Genomic DNA, 16,478 nt, shown 5'->3' with positions numbered 1-16,478 from the left:
ATCGTCGAACAAAGTGTCATAGCCGCCGAACTGGCGGCGCTTTTACCCTGTCAGCAGCACAATACCCATCGCTCCAGCGCCGACTGCAGATCTTCGAATTTCACCGGTTTGTTGAGGTAATCAATCGACGCGTCCGTGGCACAAGGCTCTCGATCAGCGCTCAACGCCAACATGAATACCGGCAGATGGGCACAGCCCGGCAAAGCGTGAATCTGGCAGCATAGCGAAACACCTTCGTGGCTGGGCAGTTGGCAATCGATCAGCACCGCGTCGAAGCTTTCACGCTGCAACAAGTCCAGCGCCACTGCAACGTTGTCGGCGGTACGCACGCGAAAACCGAGTTTGAGCAACATGCCGCGCATCACCAGTTGATTGACGCTGTTGTCATCCACCAACATCACCGTGCAGTCCTGCGGTGCGCGGATGCAATCGCGCAAAGGCGTGGGGGCAAGGGCAGGCTCGACCACCGGCAACTCGAACTCGACATCCAACTGGAAGCGACTGCCACTTCCGGGTTCAGAACGGTGGGTGAGCGTGCCGCCGAGCAATTCGACCAATTGCCGACAGATCGCCAGACCCACGCCCAATCCTCCATATTCGCGGGTCATCGAACCGTCGAGCTGGAAGAAACGCTGATACAGCGTCGCCTCGCCCAGATCGGTGAAGCCGATGCCGGTGTCGATCACCGCAAACGACAACGCCAGACGATTGTCCGTCGACGGCTTGCCGGTCACGCGCAGCGCCAGCCCGCCAACGCGGGTGAACTTGAGGGCGTTGTCCAGCAGGCATTCCAGGCATTGGGCCAGTTTCGCGCTGTCACCGTGCAGGCGGTCCGGCAGAGTCGGCAGAACATCGACCTTGAAGTCCAGCGACTTGCTCGCGGCATTACCGTCGAACTGCACACGCAATGCTTCAACCACACCGCGCAGGCTGAAACTGCCAGGGGTGGCCTTGAGCTTGCCGGCCTGCAATTCGGTGAGGGTAAGGATGCCGTTGACCATGCGCATCATGTCCCGGGCAGAACCGGCGGCGGTCTGCTGGTATTGCTCAAGCTCGGGGTCAAGGTCGACGGTCTGCATCAGTTCCAGCGAGCCGATCACACCGTTCATCGGCGTGCGCAGTTCATGGGTCAGGGTCGCAAGGAATTCATCCTTGAGCTTGTTGCTGTGGGCCAGTTGCTGGTTGAGCACTTCAAGTTTCTGACCGGCGTCGTACAGCGTTTGCGCCTGCTGCTCGCGCATGGCGTTGATGCGATCCGCCAGTGCCAGCGACAACAGCGCCACTTCGATGGCCGAGCCGATCTGGCTGGCGTACATGGTCAGGAATACGTTCGGCAGCAAGCCCAGCACCATCAGCGTATTGATGACGCCGCCCAGCAGGAACGCCGACCAGGCAATGATGAAGTACCGCGCCACGCGCAAGCCGCGCCACCAGGCGAGAATCCCCGCCGCGAAAATCACCACGGTAAAGGTCAACGCCAGGGTCGTCGCCAGCCGCAGGGCCAGGGCGTAACTGGTCATCAGCGACAACCCGACCACCAATGCACCGAACGCGATCAGGGCGATCAGCAGGCGATCAAGCCAACGACTGTGGTTTTTGGTCTGCAAGAAGCTGCGGGCGAACTGGCTGCCGAACAGGCCGGCGCAACCGATAAAGAAGGGGGTGGAAGCGTTGGCCCACCACGGATTGTTCGGCCAGAAATACTCGACGGCGGCGCCGTTCACCGACAGTTGATAAAGACCGAACGAGGCAATGTAGAAGATGTAATAGAGGTAACTGGTGTCGCGCACACTGAGGTAGATGAACAGGTTGTAGACCAGCATCCCCAGCAACACACCATAAATGACGCCCAGCACATACAGGCGCACTGGCTGGTCTTCAAGGTACGCGGTGCTCGACCATAATGTCACGGGTGCCTGGATCGAGCCTTCACTGGCCAGGCGCAGGAACACGGTTTGTTGCTGATCGGGTTTGAAGGCGAGGTCAAACAGATAACTGTTCTGACGAATCTCGCGGCTGGCAAACGGCAGCGCATCGCCGGTCTGACGCACCAGGCGGTAGTCGCCCTTGGCATCGGGCAGATACAGGTCGAGATGGTCGAGTGGCGGATAAGCCAGTTCCAGCAACCAGGTGCGTTGTGCGGTCGGATTATTAGGACGGTAATGCAGGTCGATTTTCAGCCAGAACGCCGAACGCGAGTACCCGGCATTGAGCGTGGCTTTGTCGTTGGGTTTGAAATGGCCGGCAGCAGCCTGCGCGCGGACATCGGCAATGCTCGCCTGACCGCCCGGATCTTCGAACACTTGCAGTGACCGGCCCAGAGGGAGGCTCTGGGTAAACTCGTCGAATTCGACGGCGCTCGCCATGAGGGGCAAGCAGAACAGCAACATCAGCAAATAGCGCATTGAAGCCCCAGCGTGGCTCGTCCGGTTGTGTCAGGAAGCCCCCCCATTCCCTTTGAGTAGACGTAAAACCGGTATTACCTGTTATTGGTTTGGATCCAGCCTAGCATAGCCGTTGATGGCCATTGAGCACCATCGAAATTTTTCCCACAAAGGCTCTAGAACGGGCGTTTCAGAGCAAAGCAGCGAGCTAGAGCTGTTGAGCCGGTCAAGTTGTGACAATACGGTCGGGGTTCTATGCCCGGGCTATCGGCAGGACACAACGGCACTGAACCGGAAAATCAGGTTTGGTGGTAAGCTCGCGCACCATGAATATCTACAGCTCACGCCCCGTTGTCCTCTGTCTCTCCGGCCACGACCCCAGTGGTGGCGCCGGCTTGCAGGCAGATATCGAAGCCCTGCTCGCGCAGGGTTGCCATGCGGCTCCGGCCGTCACCGCCCTGACCGTGCAAGACACCGTCAACGTCACTGACTTCCGCGTCCTCGACCGCGAGTGGGTGTTGGCCCAGGCCAATGCCGTGCTCAACGACTCCGACGTCGCTGCGGTCAAACTGGGCATGCTCGGTTCGCTGGAAATGGTCGACACCGTCGTCGAACTGCTTTCAGCGCATCCGCACTTGCCTGTGGTCTGCGACCCGGTGCTGCGCGCCGGCGGCGGCGGACGTCTGGGCAAGGACGAGGTCGGCTATGCGATGCGCGAACGTCTGCTGCCGCTGTCGATCATTGCCACCCCCAACCTTCCCGAAGCCCGAATCCTCGCTGAACTGCCCGAAGGCACTGCCGACGAGTGCGCTGAAAAACTCTTGCCGTTCGTCAAAAACCTGCTGATCACCGGCGGCCACGGCGACGAAACTGAAATCCACAATCGCCTGTACAGCCGCGACGGCCTGCGTGAAACCTTTTATTGCCAGCGTCTGCCGGGTAGCTATCACGGTTCCGGTTGCACCCTCGCCAGCGCTCTGGCCGGTCGCCTGGCTCAGGGCGAAAACCTCGCCAGCGCTGTGCGCAGTGCACTGGATTACACCTGGCGCACCCTGCGCGACGCCGAACAACTGGGCAAAGGCCAGTTCGTGCCGCGTCGTCTGCCGCTGGATTTCTGCTCGTAACGTCGTGAGGTCTGCCTGATGAAACTACGTGGCCTGTATGCCATTACCGACAGCCAATTGCTGGCCGGGAAGTTTCTGTCCTACGTGGAGGCGGCGCTCGAAGGCGGCGTCACCCTGCTGCAATACCGCGACAAAAGCAGCGACGAGGCCCGCCGCCTGCGCGAAGCCGAAGCGCTGCGCGATCTGTGTGAGCGCTACAAAACGCAGTTGATCATCAACGATGACGCCGAACTGGCTGCGCGCCTCAACGTTGGCGTGCACTTGGGCCAGACCGACGGCCCACTGTCACCGACCCGCGCTCTGCTCGGCTCGAAAGCGATCATCGGCTCGACCTGCCACGCGCAGATCGAACTGGCCGAACAAGCCGCCAAAGAAGGCGCGAGCTACGTCGCCTTCGGCCGCTTCTTCAACTCCAACACCAAACCCGGCGCACCGACTTGTAGCCTCGATCTGCTCGATGACGCCCGTCGCCAACTGCATCTGCCGATCTGCGTGATCGGCGGCATCACCCTCGACAACGCCGCGCCGCTGGTGGCCCATGGTGTCGACCTGCTGGCCGTCGTCCACGGCCTGTTCGGCGCTGAAAGCACCGCCGAAGTGACCCGCCGCGCTCGCGCGTTCAACGAACTGTTCAAATCCTGAAGATTGAGAGCCCGATCATGTCTCGTTCCGAAACCCTGTTTGCCAACGCCCAGAAACACATTCCCGGTGGCGTCAACTCGCCAGTTCGTGCGTTCAAGAGCGTGGGCGGCACACCGCTGTTCTTCAAGCACGCCGAAGGCGCCTACGTTACCGACGAAGACGACAAGCGTTATGTCGATTACGTCGGTTCGTGGGGCCCGATGATCCTTGGCCACAGCCATCCAGACGTGCTCGACGCCGTGCGCAATCAACTGCAACACGGCCTGTCCTACGGTGCGCCAACCGCGATGGAAACCGAGATGGCCGACCTGGTCTGCTCGCTGGTGCCGTCGATGGACATGGTGCGCATGGTCAGTTCCGGCACCGAAGCGACCATGAGCGCCATCCGCCTGGCTCGCGGTTACACCGGTCGTGACAGCATCATCAAGTTCGAAGGCTGCTACCACGGTCACTCCGACAGCCTGCTGGTCAAGGCCGGTTCCGGCGCACTGACCCAAGGCGTGCCAAGTTCGGCCGGTGTGCCGGCGGCGTTCGCCAAACACACCCTGACCCTGCCCTTCAACGACATTGACGCCGTTGCAAAGATGCTCGCTGAAGTCGGCCAGGAAGTGGCCTGCATCATCGTCGAGCCCGTGGCCGGCAACATGAACTGCGTGCCGCCAGCACCGGGGTTCCTCGAAGGCTTGCGCTCGCTGTGCGACAAACATGGCGTGGTGCTGATTTTCGACGAAGTGATGACCGGTTTCCGCGTCGCCCTCGGCGGTGCTCAGGCGTACTACGGCGTCAATCCCGACCTGACCACGTTCGGCAAGATCATTGGCGGCGGCATGCCGGTCGGCTGCTTCGGTGGCAAACGTGAAATCATGGAGCGCATCGCGCCACTGGGCCCGGTGTATCAGGCCGGCACCTTGTCGGGCAATCCTCTGGCCATGGCCGCTGGCTTGACCACCCTGCGCCTGATCAGCCGTCCGGGTTTCCACGCCGAGCTGACCGACTACACCACGCGTCTGCTCGACGGTCTGCAACAACGCGCCGATGCCGCTGGCATTCCATTCGTGACCACCCAGGCGGGCGGCATGTTCGGCCTGTACTTCAGCGGCGCCGACGCCATCGTCACCTTTGAAGACGTGATGGCTAGCGACGCTGCACTGTTCGGTCGCTTCTTCCACCTGATGCTGGAGGGCGGCGTGTATCTGGCGCCGAGCGCATTCGAAGCCGGCTTCACGTCGATCGCCCATGGCGAAGCCGAGTTAAAACTGACGCTGGACGCTGCCGAACGCGCCTTCGCTGCGTTGAAGTAATTGCCGTACCGCTGACGTTGGCCATTGCCAGCGTCAGCCTTCACCTACATCCCCACGCTTTTTCCACGCCTCTGCCAAAAATCTTCCTGAAAGTGGGCGATATATTCCCCGCGCAGCAGAAAAACGAGTAAAGACTTTGTAAGGTTGGCCCTGCTTATTTCATAATGCGCGCTTATTGGATCCCTCGATGGGTCCGCGTGCCCTTCAGAGGTAAGTCGATTCCCATGAACCGCACCGGCCGCACCCTTGCCTTGGGCTGCCTGTTGCTCCTTCAGCCCCTGCTCGCGCATGCACAAGCAGGCGGCAACTCGTTGTTGATCCCGGCGATGGGTCGTTGCACCCTCAATACTCAGCCGCAAGACGTCACGCAGGCATTGGCTGCCTGCCAGAAAGCGGCGGATGAAGGGGATGCGCAAGCGCAATACGAGTTGGGCGAGTTCTACTACGACGGCAAGAATGCGCCGCGCGACCTCAATCAAGCCCTGAGCTATTTCGAAAAGGCCTCATTGCAAGGCCACGCTCAGGCGCAATTCAAGCTCGGCACCATGTTCTTCCACGGTGAAGGCGTGCAGGCCAACAACATTCAGGCGTACATCGTACTGAAGATGGCCGCGGTCAACGGCGCCGAAGAGGCGCTCGATACAGCCGACGAAGTCTCCGAAAAAATGTCCCGCGAAGATCTCGAAACCGCCACTCAGGTGCTCGGGCAAATTTTCCGTAAATACCTGATGGAACTGCAAAGCGCCGATGGGCGTACGCCGTTTTCGCCCCTTCCCTGAATTCTGTACGGATTTTTCTGGCCTCTTCGCGAGCAAGCCCGCTCCCACATGGGATCTTCTGAACACTGAAGATCAATTGTGGGAGCGACGGTGCGACGATTCGACTTGCTCGCGAATGAGGCGACTCGGTCCTGAGCCTTACTTCTCAGGCATCGGCATCGGAAACGGCATTACATTGCCGACCGCACCGCGGGCTTCGCTGATTTTCGGGGTGCCGAGGCGTTCGACTTCGTCGATGCGCACGATCGAATGCATCGGCACAAAGCTGCGCACAACGCCTTCAAACTGTGCCTTGAGCTTTTCTTCGCTCGGGTCGACGACCACTTGCGTGCGCTCGCCAAAGACGAACTCTTCCACTTCCAGGAAACCCCACAGATCACTTTGATAGATCTGCTTGGCGTACATTTCGAATACCTGGCCCTGATTGAGGAAAATCACCTTGTAGATTGGAGCTTCGCGTTTGGTCATGGCGGGCGGATAACATCGGGGATAAAAATGAGGGCGCAAACTATAGCATAGCCACCGGACGCACAGCGGTAGGAACCTGAGGGCTTGTTCCCTATAATGCGCGGTTCTTTGAATCACGTGACGATCAAAATCCATGGCCAAGAAGCTTTACATCGAAACCCACGGTTGCCAGATGAACGAGTACGACAGCTCGCGCATGGTCGATCTGCTGGGTGAACATCAGGCCCTGGAAGTCACCGCTCGCGCGGAAGACGCCGACGTGATTCTGCTCAACACCTGCTCGATCCGCGAGCGCGCCCAGGATCGGGTGTATTCGCAACTCGGCCGCTGGCGCGAATTGAAACTGGCCAACCCGGACATGGTAATCGCCGTCGGCGGTTGCGTGGCCAGCCAGGAAGGCGCGGCGATCCGCGATCGCGCGCCGTACGTCGACGTGGTGTTCGGCCCACAGACCCTGCACCGCCTGCCGGAAATGATCGACGCGGCGCGCAGCAGCAAGCTGCCGCAAGTGGACGTCTCGTTCCCGGAAATCGAAAAATTCGACCACTTGCCCGAGCCGCGCATCGATGGCCCGAGCGCTTATGTGTCGGTGATGGAAGGCTGCAGCAAGTACTGCACGTTCTGCGTGGTGCCTTATACCCGCGGCGAAGAAGTCAGCCGCCCGTTCGATGACGTGATCGCCGAGATCATCCACCTGGCCGAAAACGGCGTGCGTGAAGTGACCCTGCTGGGCCAGAACGTCAACGGCTATCGCGGCACCACCCACGACGGGCGCCTGGCCGATCTCGCCGAACTGATCCGCGTAGTCGCGGCCGTCGACGGCATCGACCGCATTCGCTACACCACCTCGCATCCACTGGAGTTTTCCGACAGCCTGATCCAGGCCCACGCCGATGTGCCGGAACTGGTGAAGCACCTGCACTTGCCCGTGCAGTCGGGCTCGGACCGGATTCTGGCGGCAATGAAGCGTAACCATACGGCGCTGGAGTACAAATCGAAGCTGCGCAAACTGCGCGCTGCCGTGCCGGGGATCTGCATCAGTTCGGACTTCATCGTCGGCTTCCCCGGCGAGACCGAGAAAGATTTCGAACAGACCATGAAGCTGATTGCCGACGTTGGCTTCGACTTTTCCTACTCGTTCGTCTACAGCCAGCGCCCGGGCACCCCGGCTGCCGATCTGGCGGATGACACCCCGCAAGAGCTGAAGAAAGAACGCCTGGACGCGCTGCAACATCGTTTGAATCAGCAAGGTTTCGAAATCAGCCGACAAATGGTCGGTTCGATCCAGCGGATTCTGGTAACCGACTATTCGAAAAAAGACCCGGGCGAGTTGCAAGGGCGCACCGAGAATAATCGTATCGTCAACTTCCGCTGCGACAATCCAACGCTGATCGGTCAGTTCGCCGACGTGCACATCGACGCGGCGCAACCGCACTCGCTGCGCGGCTCGCTGATCCAGTAGCAACACATGTCCCTTGTGGGAGCGGGTTTGCTCGCGAAGACGTCGCTTCAGCCACTATCAACGTTGCTGACACACCGCTTTCGCGAGCAAGCCCGCTTCCACAAGGCCTGTGATTGACCTTGCGATATTTAAGAGCTTTCGCACCCACGCCACTGGCGTTATCCTTGATTTCATCCTAATTGCCCCAGGGCGGCTAAATACGACCTTGAACGCACCCATCGAACCACATCGTTTTATCCTCGAGCCCTTTGAGGCTCGCCGCTTCGCCAATCTGTGCGGGCAATTCGACGAGCATCTGCGCTTGATCGAACAGCGCCTGACCATCGAGATCCGCAACCGCGGAAACCAGTTCGAGCTGATCGGCGACCCCAAGCACACCACTTCTGCGGAAAACCTGCTGCGCCGCCTGTACCGGGAGACCAAAGGTACCGAGTTGTCGCCAGACATGGTGCACCTGTTCCTCCAGGAATCGGCCGTTGTAGAGCTGGACAACCACGCCCCCGCCGAAGCCTCCGTCGCCCTGCGCACCAAAAAAGGCATGATTCGCCCACGCGGCTTGAATCAACTGCGCTATGTGAAGGAAATCCTCGGCAACGACATCAACTTCGGCATCGGCCCGGCCGGTACCGGCAAGACCTATCTGGCCGTGGCCTGCGCTGTCGATGCTCTGGAACGCGAGCAGATCCGTCGCATCCTGCTGGTGCGTCCAGCGGTCGAAGCGGGTGAAAAACTCGGTTTCCTGCCCGGCGACCTGGCCCAGAAAATCGACCCATACCTGCGCCCGCTCTACGACGCGCTCTACGAAATGCTCGGTTTCGAATACGTGGCCAAGCTGATCGAGCGTCAGGTGATCGAAGTCGCGCCGCTGGCCTACATGCGCGGCCGTACGCTGAACAACAGCTTCATCATTCTTGACGAAAGCCAGAACACCACCGTCGAGCAGATGAAGATGTTCCTGACCCGTATCGGCTTTGGCTCCACAGCAGTGATCACCGGTGACATCACCCAGGTCGACTTGCCGCGCGGCACCAAATCCGGGCTGCACCATGTGATCGAAGTTCTCAAGGACGTGCCGGGCATCAGTTTCACGCACTTCCAGCCCAAGGACGTCGTGCGCCACCCATTGGTGCAGCGGATCGTCGAAGCCTACGAGCGCTTCGAAAGCCGCGCCGATGCCCCCAAGGAAACTTCGCGCGATGCTTGAGCTAGACCTGCAAATCGCGACCGACGCGAACGCCCCGAGTGAAGCTGCGTTCCGCCAATGGTGCGAACTGGCCCTGCGCCAGCGCACCGCCGACTCGGAAATGACCATTCGCCTGGTCGACGAGGAAGAAGGCCGCGAGCTCAATCACACCTGGCGCCACAAGGACTACGCGACCAACGTCCTGTCGTTCCCCGCGGAAGTGCCCGACGAGTTTCTCGACATCCCGCTGCTCGGCGATCTGGTGATCTGCGTGGCCGTGGTCGAGCGCGAAGCTGCTGAACAGGGCAAGGAACTTAAGGCCCACTGGGCACATCTGGTCATTCACGGCTGCTTGCATCTGCTCGGTTACGACCATATAGATGACGAGGAAGCCGAAGAAATGGAAGCACTGGAACGCGAGTTGCTTGCTGAACTGGGCTACCCCGATCCGTACGCGGACGACGAACCCGAAACATCCCCTATCGTTACAACAAAGGATTCAGAGTAATCGCTATGAGCGAAGATCGATCGAGCAACGGGCAGAAGTCATGGCTGGGTAAACTGACCCAGGCTTTTGCCCACGAGCCGAAGAACCGCCAGGAGCTTTTAGAGCTGCTGCGCGATGCACATCAGAACAAACTGCTGGACAGCGAAGCACTGGCCATCGTCGAAGGCGCCATTCAGGTGGCTGACCTGCAAGTACGCGACATCATGGTGCCGCGTTCGCAGATGATCAGCATCAAGGCGACCCAGACACCCCGCGAGTTCCTCCCGGCCGTGGTCGACTCGGCCCACTCGCGCTATCCGGTCATCGGCGAAAGCCATGACGACGTGATGGGCGTGCTGCTGGCCAAGGACTTGCTGCCGCTGATCCTCAAGGAAAATGGCGACAGCTTCAACATCAAGGATCTGCTGCGCCCGGCCACCTTCGTGCCGGAGTCCAAACGACTGAACGTGCTGCTGCGTGAATTCCGCGCCAACCACAACCACATGGCCATCGTCATCGACGAGTACGGCGGTGTGGCGGGTCTGGTGACCATCGAAGACGTGCTCGAACAAATCGTCGGCGACATCGAAGACGAGCACGACGTCGAAGAAGACAGCTACATCAAGCCGCTGCCAAGTGGCGACTTCCTGATCAAAGCCCTGACACCGATCGAGAACTTCAACGAGTTCTTCGACAGCGAATTCTCCGACGATGAGTTCGACACCGTCGGCGGTCTGGTGATGAGCGCGTTCGGACACTTGCCAAAACGCAACGAAATCACTGAAATCGGCGCCTATCGTTTCCGCATCCTGAACGCCGACAGCCGTCGGATTCACTTGCTGCGACTCACGCCAATCGCACGTTAATTCTAAGGACTGAAATGCGCTGGACAACCCGCCCCGGCTGGCCCGGTAACCTGCTGGCCGTGGCGGCCGGTGCAATCACCACGTTAGCGCTGGCACCGTTCAACATCTGGCCGCTGGCATTGCTGGCGGTCGGCCTGTTCTATGCCGGGCTGCGCGAGCTGAGCCCCCGCCAGGCACTGGGACGTGGCTGGTGCTTCGGTTTCGGCCTGTTCGGCGCCGGCACCAGTTGGATCTACTACAGCATCCACCACTTCGGCGGCGCTTCGGTGTTGCTGGCTGGTTTCCTGATGCTGCTGTTCACCGCCGCCATTGCCTGGTTCTTTGCTTTGCCCGCCTGGCTTTGGGCGCGCTGGCTTCGCCGTAATGAGGCGCCATTGGCCGACGCCTTGGCGTTCGCCGCGTTATGGGTCGGCCAGGAAGCGTTTCGCGGCTGGTTCCTCACCGGTTTTCCATGGCTGTATTCCGGTTACAGCCAACTCGACGGCCCGTTGGCCGGACTCGCACCGGTGGGTGGCATGTGGCTGGTGTCGTTCGTTCTGGCACTCACCGCTGCACTGATCTACAACGCCCCACGCCTGATCAAATCCGGCCGCAAGGGTTTTGTCGCGGCCGGCCTGCTGTTGCTGGTTGGGCCGTGGGTGGCAGGTATTGCGCTCAAGGGCCATGCCTGGACCAGCCCGTCCGGCGCGCCGTTGAGCGTCGCGGCGATTCAGGGCAACGTCGAACAAAGCATGAAATGGGACCCGGCACAGCTCAACGCACAATTGGCGCTGTACCGCGACTTGAGCTTGCGTTCCAAACCGGTGGACCTGCTGATCTGGCCGGAAACCGCCGTGCCGGTGCTCAAGGAGTCCGCCGAGGGCTACCTGAACATGATGGGCACTTTTGCCGCCGAGCGTAAATCGGCGCTGATCACCGGCGTGCCGATTCGCAAAACGGTTCGTCACGAAAAGCGCTTCTTCAATGGCATCACCGTGGTCGGCGAAGGCGATGGCACTTACCTGAAACAGAAACTGGTGCCGTTCGGCGAATACGTGCCGTTGCAGGACATTCTGCGCGGGCTGATCGCTTTCTTCGATCTGCCGATGTCCGATTTTGCTCGCGGCCCGGCCGATCAGCCACTGTTGCAGGCCAAGGGTTATCAGATCGCACCGTTCATCTGCTATGAAGTGGTGTATCCGGAGTTTGCCGCCAGCCTGTCGGCCCGCAGCGATCTGCTGCTGACGATCAGCAACGACACCTGGTTCGGAACGTCGATTGGTCCGCTGCAACACTTGCAGATGGCACAGATGCGCGCACTGGAGGCCGGACGCTGGATGATCCGTGCGACCAACAACGGCGTGACCGGTTTGATCAACCCGTTCGGGCAGATCACCGAACAGATTCCGCAGTTCGAGCAGGGCGTTTTGTACGGTGAGGTGGTACCGATGCACAACCTGACGCCGTATCTGCGATGGCGTTCGTGGCCGTTGATCATTGTCTGCTTGCTGCTGTTTGGCTGGGCACTGATGGCGAGCCGGATGTCAAAAACCCTTTAAAAGCTTGGCGAGCAAGCCCGCTCCCACATTTGAAATGCATTCCAAATGTGGGAGCGGGCTTGCTCGCGAAGAGGCCATTAGCAACACTCAATCAATCGGCGACTGCTTCACTCCGGTAAAACAGTGAATACCCCACCTGCCCCACCGCCTCATTCAACAACTGGCCGCTCTGCCAGATCGACTTGAACTCCGGCATCCAGCCGCCCAGCGGCCTCGCGTTATCCGTGCCCAGGAACCCGACCGGTGCCGGCACTACTTCAAATCCCGCCTTCTCGAAACTCCAGACCGAGCGCGGCATGTGCCAGGCCTGTGTCACCACGACCACGCGCTTGATCCCCTGCGGCAGCAGCATATCGGCGGTGAACTTAGCGTTTTCCCAGGTCGTACGGCTCGCCCCCTCTTGCCAACGCACAGTCACGCCGAAGTCATCACGCAACGAGTCCGCCATCAATTTCGCCTCCGTCGGCGGCGTACCGTAATGCAGACCGCCACTGGTCAGGATCGGCAAACCCGATGCCTTGGCCAGTCGCGCCGCGTAGCGCTGACGTTCAAGCCCCACGCCGGTCGGCTGATCCGCGCCCCAGGCCAGATCGCCGCGCTCACGGCCCGAACCCAATACCACAATCGCATCGGCCCGCTGTGCCAGCGTCGCCCACTCGTCCCGGGCCAGCGGTGGCTCACGCTCAAGCGCCTTGGCGCCCCACTGCACGACCACCGGCAGGCTCATCAACCAGAACCCGCCAAAACCGATGGCGAAACACAATCCGGCCAGACGCGGACGGGAGCGGCGCAACCACCACGCCGCCAGCAACAGCAATAATAAAATGCCGGGCGGCAATAGAAGTTGTTTGATGAAATAACGAAAAGGCATCGGGCATCTCCAAAGATGCCCGAAGCGTAAGAGTGTTAATAATGCGTGACAACCGATAGGTGGGATCCTGTTGAAAAAGATCCGTTTTTTGACCTGCCATGCGCTTACTTGGCCTGCAAAGAGCGAACCTTGACGGATTCTCTGCCGGGCGCCCGGTCCTTAAGCCAGATGACCTTGGCGGAATGCGTTGCATCGAGCTGCTTCACTGCCTGCGACAAGCATCCGTGCGTTTCACGTTCGCTGCGATCCAGATAAGCCTTGACCAGTTTGAACTCGGCGGGGCTCAAGTCACGCAATTCCAGTTCCAGGGGGCGCTCATCGCGCAGCCGGCCAGCGGTTTTTGCAGCGTCCAGAGCCATGCCCAGACGATCCATCAACCGTTCGTACAACTCGGGTTTCGTAACGTTTTTTTGCTGTGACTCCACCATCCCTCACCTCATTGACAATAAGACTCACTCCCCAGTTAGAGCTTAGCTTCGCTGCACAAACCGGCTGTACGCCGCGACCAACGGCCCTCGCCATGGATTGACCGGGCCAAACAGCTGTAATCAGGGTTTCCCTAGGCCAAGCGCGGTCATGTATGCTACGGCGCTTCCTGTCATTCCACTTCCAGCTCGTCCGGGCCATCCCGAATGCCGCGTTGAAGAGGATTAGGCCACCCCTATCCAGTACAAAAGTAGCCATGCACGAACAATATCAGCCCCGTGAGATCGAAGCCGCCGCCCAGTCGTTCTGGGATGAGCAAAAGTCCTTTGAAGTCAGTGAACAGCCAGGCAAGGAGACTTACTACTGCCTGTCGATGTTCCCTTACCCCAGCGGCAAGCTACACATGGGGCACGTGCGCAACTACACCATCGGCGACGTGATCTCCCGCTACCAGCGCATGCAAGGCAAGAACGTTCTGCAACCGATGGGTTGGGACGCCTTCGGCATGCCGGCGGAAAACGCCGCGATGAAGAACAACGTGGCCCCGGCCAAGTGGACCTACGAAAACATCGCCTACATGAAGTCCCAGCTGCGCAGCCTGGGCCTGGCGGTGGACTGGTCCCGCGAGGTCACTACCTGCAAGCCGGATTACTACCGCTGGGAACAATGGCTGTTCACTCGCCTGTTCGAAAAAGGCGTGATCTACCGTAAAAACGGCACCGTGAACTGGGACCCGGTCGACCAGACCGTTCTGGCCAACGAACAGGTCATCGACGGTCGCGGCTGGCGTTCCGGCGCGCTGATCGAAAAGCGCGAAATCCCGATGTACTACTTCAAGATCACCGCGTACGCGGATGAGCTGCTGGAGAGCCTCGACGAACTGACTGGCTGGCCGGAACAGGTCAAGACCATGCAGCGCAACTGGATCGGCAAATCCCGCGGCATGGAAGTGCAGTTCCCGTACAACGTCGACTCCATCGGCGAAGCCGGCACGCTCAAAGTCTTCACCACCCGTCCGGACACCCTGATGGGCGCGACCTACGTCGCCGTGGCTGCCGAGCATCATCTGGCCACTCTGGCTGCGCAGAACAACCCAGCGCTGCAAGCGTTCATCGCCGAATGCAAGGGCGGCAGCGTCGCTGAAGCCGACGTCGCCACTCAAGAGAAAAAAGGCCTGCCGACCGGCCTGTTCGTCGAGCACCCGCTGACTGGCGAAAAACTGCCGGTATGGGTCGCCAACTATGTGCTGATGCACTACGGCGACGGTGCGGTCATGGCGGTGCCGGCTCACGACGAGCGTGATTTCGAGTTCGCCCACAAGTACAACCTGCCGATCAAATCGGTCGTGCGTACCAGCTCCGGCGAGACCAACCCGGCCCCGTGGCAAGACGCCTACGGCGAGCACGGCACCCTGATCAATTCCGGCGAATTCGATGGCCTGGACTTCGCTGGCGCGTTCGACGCCATGGAAGTGGCCCTGATCAAGAAAGAGCTCGGCGCCTCGCGCACCCAGTTCCGCCTGCGCGACTGGGGCATCAGCCGTCAGCGCTACTGGGGCTGCCCGATCCCGATCATCCACTGCGATGCGTGCGGTGACGTACCGGTACCGGAAGATCAACTGCCTGTCGTCCTGCCGGAAGACGTGGTGCCGGACGGCGCTGGTTCGCCACTGGCGCGCATGCCCGAGTTTTACGAGTGCACCTGCCCGAAATGCGGCCAGCCTGCCAAGCGTGAAACCGACACCATGGACACCTTCGTCGAGTCGTCGTGGTACTACGCCCGTTACGCTTCGCCGCACTTTGAAGGTGGCCTGGTCGAAAAATCCGCAGCCGACCACTGGCTGCCGGTGGATCAGTACATCGGCGGCATCGAACACGCCATCCTGCACCTGCTCTACGCGCGCTTCTTCCACAAGCTGATGCGTGACGAAGGTCTGGTGAGCTCCAACGAGCCGTTCAAGAACCTGCTGACCCAGGGCATGGTGATCGCCGAGACTTACTACCGCCGCGAAGCCAATGGCGCTTACACCTGGTTCAATCCGGCGGACGTCGAACTCGAACGTGACAGCAAAGCCAAGGTCATCAGCGCCAAGCTCAAATCCGACGGCCTGCCGGTGGAAATCGGCGGCACCGAGAAGATGGCCAAGTCCAAGAACAACGGCGTCGACCCACAGTCGATGATCGATCAGTTCGGCGCAGATACCTGCCGCCTGTTCATGATGTTCGCCTCGCCGCCTGACATGAGCGCTGAATGGTCCGACTCCGGCGTAGAGGGTTCGCACCGCTTCCTCAAGCGCGTCTGGCGTCTGGCTCAAGCCCACGTTACTCAGGGCCTGCCGGGCAAACTGGACATCGCCAGCCTGAACGACGAGCAGAAAGCCGTTCGCCGTGCGATCCACCTGGCCATCAAACAGGCCAGCCACGACGTCGGCCAGAACCACAAATTCAACACCGCCATCGCTCAAGTGATGACGCTGATGAACGTGCTGGAAAAAGCCGCGCAAGGCACCGAACAGGATCGCGCACTGATTCACGAAGGCCTGGAAGCCGTCACACTGCTGCTGGCTCCGATCACGCCGCACATCAGCCATGAGTTGTGGAATCAGCTGGGTCACGCTGACGCCGTGATCGACGCTGGCTGGCCGGCGGTGGATGACAGCGCGCTGGTACAGGACAGCCTGCAACTGGTCATTCAAGTGAACGGCAAGCTGCGTGGCCAGATCGACATGCCGGCCAGCGCAACCCGTGAAGAAGTCGAAGCGGCAGCGCGCGCCAACGAAAACGTGCTGCGTTTTGTCGACGGCCTGACTATTCGTAAAGTGATCGTAGTGCCCGGGAAACTGGTCAATATTGTCGCCAGCTAATTGGATCGGGCGCCAGGTTCGCCTGGCGCCGAGTAAAACCTTTCGGGCCGCACGGTCGGCCCACCTGGTTTCAAGGGGAGCAAC

Annotated in this window: 14 protein-coding genes; 10 read left to right on the top strand and 4 right to left on the bottom strand. The window is 60.3% G+C overall.

The features are described 5' to 3' along the window. Positions 1-50: 50 nt before the first annotated feature. Positions 51-2,405 (bottom strand): 7TM diverse intracellular signaling domain-containing protein, encoded by a 2,355-nt coding sequence (locus tag AACY50_RS00715; RefSeq protein WP_339431365.1) that lies wholly within the window; start codon positions 2,403-2,405, stop codon positions 51-53. 305 nt (positions 2,406-2,710) lie between these two features. On the opposite strand from AACY50_RS00715, the gene AACY50_RS00710 reads away from it, so the two are divergent. The 4 genes from AACY50_RS00710 (at position 2,711) to AACY50_RS00695 (ending at position 6,230) form a co-directional block, all read left to right on the top strand. Continuing rightward, positions 2,711-3,508 carry a hydroxymethylpyrimidine/phosphomethylpyrimidine kinase gene (locus tag AACY50_RS00710; protein WP_339431364.1) on the top strand — a complete coding sequence of 266 codons (798 nt, stop codon included), beginning with the start codon at positions 2,711-2,713 and terminating at the stop codon, positions 3,506-3,508. 18 nt (positions 3,509-3,526) lie between these two features. Continuing rightward, positions 3,527-4,150, top strand: a complete 624-nt coding sequence (gene thiE / locus AACY50_RS00705) for a thiamine phosphate synthase (protein WP_339538037.1) — start codon at positions 3,527-3,529, stop codon at positions 4,148-4,150. A 17-nt stretch (positions 4,151-4,167) separates the two neighbouring features. Beyond that, positions 4,168-5,451, top strand: a complete 1,284-nt coding sequence (gene hemL / locus AACY50_RS00700; protein WP_339538036.1) for a glutamate-1-semialdehyde 2,1-aminomutase — start codon at positions 4,168-4,170, stop codon at positions 5,449-5,451. 224 nt (positions 5,452-5,675) lie between these two features. Further along, on the top strand, positions 5,676-6,230 hold the full coding sequence (locus AACY50_RS00695) for a tetratricopeptide repeat protein (protein ID WP_042561233.1): 555 nt from the start codon (positions 5,676-5,678) through the stop codon (positions 6,228-6,230). Positions 6,231-6,368: 138 nt separating this feature from the next. On the opposite strand, the gene AACY50_RS00690 is transcribed toward AACY50_RS00695, so the two are convergent. Continuing rightward, positions 6,369-6,698, bottom strand: coding sequence for a DUF1820 family protein (locus AACY50_RS00690; protein WP_003185742.1), 330 nt, complete (start codon positions 6,696-6,698; stop codon positions 6,369-6,371). A 133-nt stretch (positions 6,699-6,831) separates the two neighbouring features. Here AACY50_RS00690 and miaB point away from each other — a divergent pair, with 133 nt between their 5' ends. From miaB to lnt, 5 genes are all read left to right on the top strand, one after another. Then, positions 6,832-8,160 carry a tRNA (N6-isopentenyl adenosine(37)-C2)-methylthiotransferase MiaB gene (miaB, locus tag AACY50_RS00685; protein WP_339431361.1) on the top strand — a complete coding sequence of 443 codons (1,329 nt, stop codon included), beginning with the start codon at positions 6,832-6,834 and terminating at the stop codon, positions 8,158-8,160. A gap of 205 nt (positions 8,161-8,365) precedes the next feature. Continuing rightward, the gene (locus tag AACY50_RS00680; RefSeq protein WP_339431360.1) at positions 8,366-9,364 is read left to right on the top strand and encodes a PhoH family protein; all 999 of its coding nucleotides are present in this window, start codon (positions 8,366-8,368) and stop codon (positions 9,362-9,364) included. Further along, positions 9,357-9,851: an rRNA maturation RNase YbeY gene (ybeY, locus tag AACY50_RS00675; protein ID WP_339431359.1), complete on the top strand. Its 495-nt coding sequence runs from the start codon at positions 9,357-9,359 to the stop codon at positions 9,849-9,851. The genes AACY50_RS00680 and ybeY overlap by 8 nt, the downstream gene beginning before the upstream one ends. 5 nt (positions 9,852-9,856) lie before the next feature. Next, entirely contained in the window at positions 9,857-10,696 is an 840-nt protein-coding gene (locus tag AACY50_RS00670; protein ID WP_007909641.1) for an HlyC/CorC family transporter, read from the top strand. Positions 10,697-10,710: 14 nt separating this feature from the next. After that, entirely contained in the window at positions 10,711-12,234 is a 1,524-nt protein-coding gene (gene lnt, locus AACY50_RS00665; protein WP_339431358.1) for an apolipoprotein N-acyltransferase, read from the top strand. A gap of 91 nt (positions 12,235-12,325) precedes the next feature. Here lnt and AACY50_RS00660 read toward each other — a convergent pair whose 3' ends face one another. Both AACY50_RS00660 and AACY50_RS00655 read right to left on the bottom strand, forming a co-directional pair. Beyond that, positions 12,326-13,105 (bottom strand): YdcF family protein, encoded by a 780-nt coding sequence (locus tag AACY50_RS00660; RefSeq protein WP_339431357.1) that lies wholly within the window; start codon positions 13,103-13,105, stop codon positions 12,326-12,328. A gap of 104 nt (positions 13,106-13,209) precedes the next feature. After that, positions 13,210-13,533, bottom strand: coding sequence for a hypothetical protein (locus AACY50_RS00655; protein WP_339431356.1), 324 nt, complete (start codon positions 13,531-13,533; stop codon positions 13,210-13,212). A 254-nt stretch (positions 13,534-13,787) separates the two neighbouring features. On the opposite strand from AACY50_RS00655, the gene leuS reads away from it, so the two are divergent. Continuing rightward, entirely contained in the window at positions 13,788-16,394 is a 2,607-nt protein-coding gene (leuS, locus tag AACY50_RS00650) for a leucine--tRNA ligase (protein WP_339538035.1), read from the top strand. Positions 16,395-16,478 lie beyond the last annotated feature (84 nt).

It is taken from the genome of Pseudomonas sp. RA_15y_Pfl2_54, assembly GCF_963971015.1.
Taxonomy (GTDB): Bacteria; Pseudomonadota; Gammaproteobacteria; order Pseudomonadales; family Pseudomonadaceae; genus Aquipseudomonas; species Aquipseudomonas baetica_A.
The sequence above is the reverse complement of the archived record's forward strand: the minus strand, read 5'-3'. Positions and strand labels throughout refer to the sequence as shown.

Coding starts and splice junctions, on each gene's coding strand:
- lnt (WP_339431358.1), top strand. CDS start 10,711: ATGCGCTGGACAACCCGCCCCGGCTGGCCCGGTAACCTGCTGGCCGTG.
- hemL (WP_339538036.1), top strand. CDS start 4,168: ATGTCTCGTTCCGAAACCCTGTTTGCCAACGCCCAGAAACACATTCCC.
- AACY50_RS00690 (WP_003185742.1), bottom strand. CDS start 6,698: ATGACCAAACGCGAAGCTCCAATCTACAAGGTGATTTTCCTCAATCAG.
- leuS (WP_339538035.1), top strand. CDS start 13,788: ATGCACGAACAATATCAGCCCCGTGAGATCGAAGCCGCCGCCCAGTCG.
- AACY50_RS00660 (WP_339431357.1), bottom strand. CDS start 13,105: ATGCCTTTTCGTTATTTCATCAAACAACTTCTATTGCCGCCCGGCATT.
- AACY50_RS00655 (WP_339431356.1), bottom strand. CDS start 13,533: ATGGTGGAGTCACAGCAAAAAAACGTTACGAAACCCGAGTTGTACGAA.
- miaB (WP_339431361.1), top strand. CDS start 6,832: ATGGCCAAGAAGCTTTACATCGAAACCCACGGTTGCCAGATGAACGAG.
- thiE (WP_339538037.1), top strand. CDS start 3,527: ATGAAACTACGTGGCCTGTATGCCATTACCGACAGCCAATTGCTGGCC.
- AACY50_RS00715 (WP_339431365.1), bottom strand. CDS start 2,405: ATGCGCTATTTGCTGATGTTGCTGTTCTGCTTGCCCCTCATGGCGAGC.
- ybeY (WP_339431359.1), top strand. CDS start 9,357: ATGCTTGAGCTAGACCTGCAAATCGCGACCGACGCGAACGCCCCGAGT.
- AACY50_RS00710 (WP_339431364.1), top strand. CDS start 2,711: ATGAATATCTACAGCTCACGCCCCGTTGTCCTCTGTCTCTCCGGCCAC.
- AACY50_RS00670 (WP_007909641.1), top strand. CDS start 9,857: ATGAGCGAAGATCGATCGAGCAACGGGCAGAAGTCATGGCTGGGTAAA.
- AACY50_RS00695 (WP_042561233.1), top strand. CDS start 5,676: ATGAACCGCACCGGCCGCACCCTTGCCTTGGGCTGCCTGTTGCTCCTT.